The organism is Streptomyces sp. NPDC059564 (assembly GCF_042735575.1).
Taxonomy (GTDB): domain Bacteria; phylum Actinomycetota; class Actinomycetes; order Streptomycetales; family Streptomycetaceae; genus Streptomyces.
The window spans coordinates 1-2,770 of record NZ_JBHWBP010000588.1; the positions used below are offsets into that span (position 1 = coordinate 1).

At 75.4% G+C, this 2,770-nt stretch carries 2 protein-coding genes; one reads left to right on the plus strand and one right to left on the minus strand.

What is annotated here, in order from left to right:
* Positions 1-4: 4 nt before the first annotated feature.
* Entirely contained in the window at positions 5-1,522 is a 1,518-nt protein-coding gene (locus tag ACFV0Q_RS40605) for a sensor histidine kinase (protein WP_385013009.1), read from the minus strand.
* A gap of 233 nt (positions 1,523-1,755) precedes the next feature.
* On the opposite strand from ACFV0Q_RS40605, the gene ACFV0Q_RS40610 reads away from it, so the two are divergent.
* Complete coding sequence (locus ACFV0Q_RS40610) at positions 1,756-2,655, plus strand: RimK family alpha-L-glutamate ligase (RefSeq protein WP_385013011.1); 900 nt, start codon at positions 1,756-1,758, stop codon at positions 2,653-2,655.
* Positions 2,656-2,770 lie beyond the last annotated feature (115 nt).

Below are 2,770 nucleotides of genomic sequence, written 5' to 3' on the forward strand. Positions count from 1 at the left end.
CCCCTTAAGGCTGCTGCTCCGAGGTGCCGCGCACGGCCTGGCGGAAGCTGCCGAAGCGGGCGGCGGACTGGGAGGCGGCGCCGGGGGCGGCCGGGGTGCGGGCCGCCTCTCCGGCGGCGTCGGGGCCCTCGGGGTGGGCGGCGGCCAGGGTCCGGCCGCGCCGCCGCTGGGGCAGTCCGCTCTCGCCGGGCACCGGGTTCTCGCCGGTGGACTCGGAGTCGTGGGCGGGGACCTCGTGCGCGGGGGCGCCGTGGGTGTCGGGGGCGCCGTGGGTGTCGGCGGCGTCGTGGACGGGCTCGGCCTCCGGGCGGGGCGCGGGGGCGGCCTCCGGGGCGGACAGCAGGGCCGGGGCGGGCACGGGGTCGGCCGGGCTGCGGCTGATCAGCTCCTGCGGGAGCATCATGAGCGCGCCGGTGCCGCCGCGGGCGGAGGGCCGGAAGGAGACCGTCAGCCCGTGCTTGCGGGCGAGGCGGCCGACGACGGCGAGGCCGAGGCGGGTGCCGGAGAGCCCGGCCAGGTCCAGGGACTCGGCGGTGACGGCCCGTTCGGCGCGGCGCAGCTGGAGCTCGCTCATCACGAGGCCGCTGTCCTCGACGGTGATGATGACCCCGGCCGGCACCTCCTCCACGTAGACGTGGACCTCGGCGGTCGGGGGCGAGAAGTTCGCGGCGTTGTCGAGGAGTTCCGCGAGGGCGTGCATGACGCCCTCGGCGGCGTGTCCGGCGACGGCCGCCTCGCTGGTGGAGTGCAGCCGGACCCGCTGGTAGCCGCCGATGCGGCCCATCGCGCCGCGCAGGATCGACTCCATGACGATCGGCTTCGCCCAGCGGCGGCCCGAGCGGGCTCCGGTGAGGACGGCGATGGAGTCGGCGAGACGGCCGGCCTGGGCGGTGCGGTGGTCGAGGTGCAGCAGGTCGCCGAGGACTTCCTCGTCGGCGTGCTTGTGTTCCATCTCCCGCAGGTCGGCCAGCATTCCGGTGGCGAGCGCCTGCATCCGGCCGGCCGCGTTGGCGGCGGCGGCCATGGCGGCGGCCCGTCCGGACTGGGCGCGCCGCAGTTCCCCGGCGAGCTGCTCACGGGTGGCGAGGTGAGCGGCGGTCATGCTGTCGAGCTCGGCGGCGTGGGCGGCGGTCAGCCGGTCCAGTTCGGCGGCCCGGGCGGTGGTCAGGTGGTCCACCTCGCCGGTGTGCGCGCCGAGGAGGCGTCCGCGTTCGGCGGTGTGGGCCGCCGCGTCGCGGGCGGCGTCGGCGGACAGCCGGGCGATGTGCCCGTCGCGGGCGGCGAGTTCGCCGGCGAGGGTGGAGAGCCGGCCGCGCAGCAAGCGGGTGCTGCGCGACCACCAGGTGACGGCGCAGGCGGCCACCGCGAGCAGCAGCGACCCGCAGGCGGAGAACCACCCGAGGGGGGTCTGGACCGAGACCGGGGCTGCGGACACGGCCGCCGCGGAGAGGGTGCCCGTGGCGGCCGCGGTGATCAGCAGCGCGAGCGCGGAGGGGCGAAAGGGGGAAGGCGACGCCGTCATGTAAGTCAAAGCCTCAAACCGGGCGTAAATGGAAGAGAGGGTTCCTGTGGTAACGAGGCATAACTATAAGAGGATTGCTGATCGTTTAGGAAAGCTCTTGGCGATTATCACGCTCCGTAGCGCCCACTAAGGCCACTTCTGGAGCGGTTTCGGGGCTATGCCATGGCATCCTGTGACGTCACAACTCGCCGGACGGGATCGGCGGAGGGCGTCCGGGGAATATGGGGAAGGTCATGAGGCTCTGCTTCCTGGTGGAGGAGCACTACCGCCGTGACGGCATGCCGAACGAGGTGATCCGGCAACTGACCGCGTGGGGACACCAGGTGGACGTGGTGCGGCCGGGCGGTTCGCTGCTGCGCATGGGCGACGTCGTCCGCTCGGGCGCGCACGACGCCTGGGTGCTCAAGACCGTGTCCGGAGGGCCCGGGCTCACCCTGCTCGAAGCGGCGGCCGCCGCCGGGCTGACCACGGTCAACGACGCCCGCTCCATCCGGGGCGTGCGGGACAAGGCGCTGGCCGCCGCCATCGGCGCCGCCCGGGGCCTGCCCCAGCCGGAGACCTACGCCGTCGCCCGGCCCGAACTCCTCGCGGAGATACCCGAAGCCGCGTACCCGCTGGTCGTCAAGCCCGCCGACGGCAGCTCCGGGCGGGCCGTGCACCTGGTGCCCTCGCCGGACCGGCTCGCCGCGCTGCTCCCCGAACTCGCGGGCGAGGGCATGCTCATCGCGCAGCCGTACGTACCGAACGGCGGCACCGACATCAAGGTGTACTGCGTCGACGGCGAACTCTTCGCCACCGAGCGCCGCTCCCCCCTGCACCCGGACGCCGGAGTGCGCGAGCGGCAGGTGCCGCTGCCGCCCGAGGTGGCGGAGATCGCCGCCCGCGTCGGCGAGGTGTACGGGCTGGACCTGTACGGGGTGGACGTGCTGCTGGGCCCCGACGGGCCGGTGGTGGTCGACGTGAACGACTTCCCGAGCTTCCGCCAGGTGCCGGACGCGGCCGCCCGGGTGGCGCGGGCCGTCCTCTCACTGGCCCGCACCGGCGGCGGCCGCGGCTGCCCGCCCGCCCCGCCGTTCGCGCTGCCGGTGACCATCCCGCTCCAGGTGGCGGCGGGGGCGGGGGACGGCGCGTGAGGGTCGGCCTGATCACCCCCGACGCCGGGCATCCGCTGCTGGCGGCCACCGCCCGGCTGCTCACCGCCGGCGGGCACGCGGTCGAGGTGCTGGACCCGGCGGCGCCCGCCGCCGC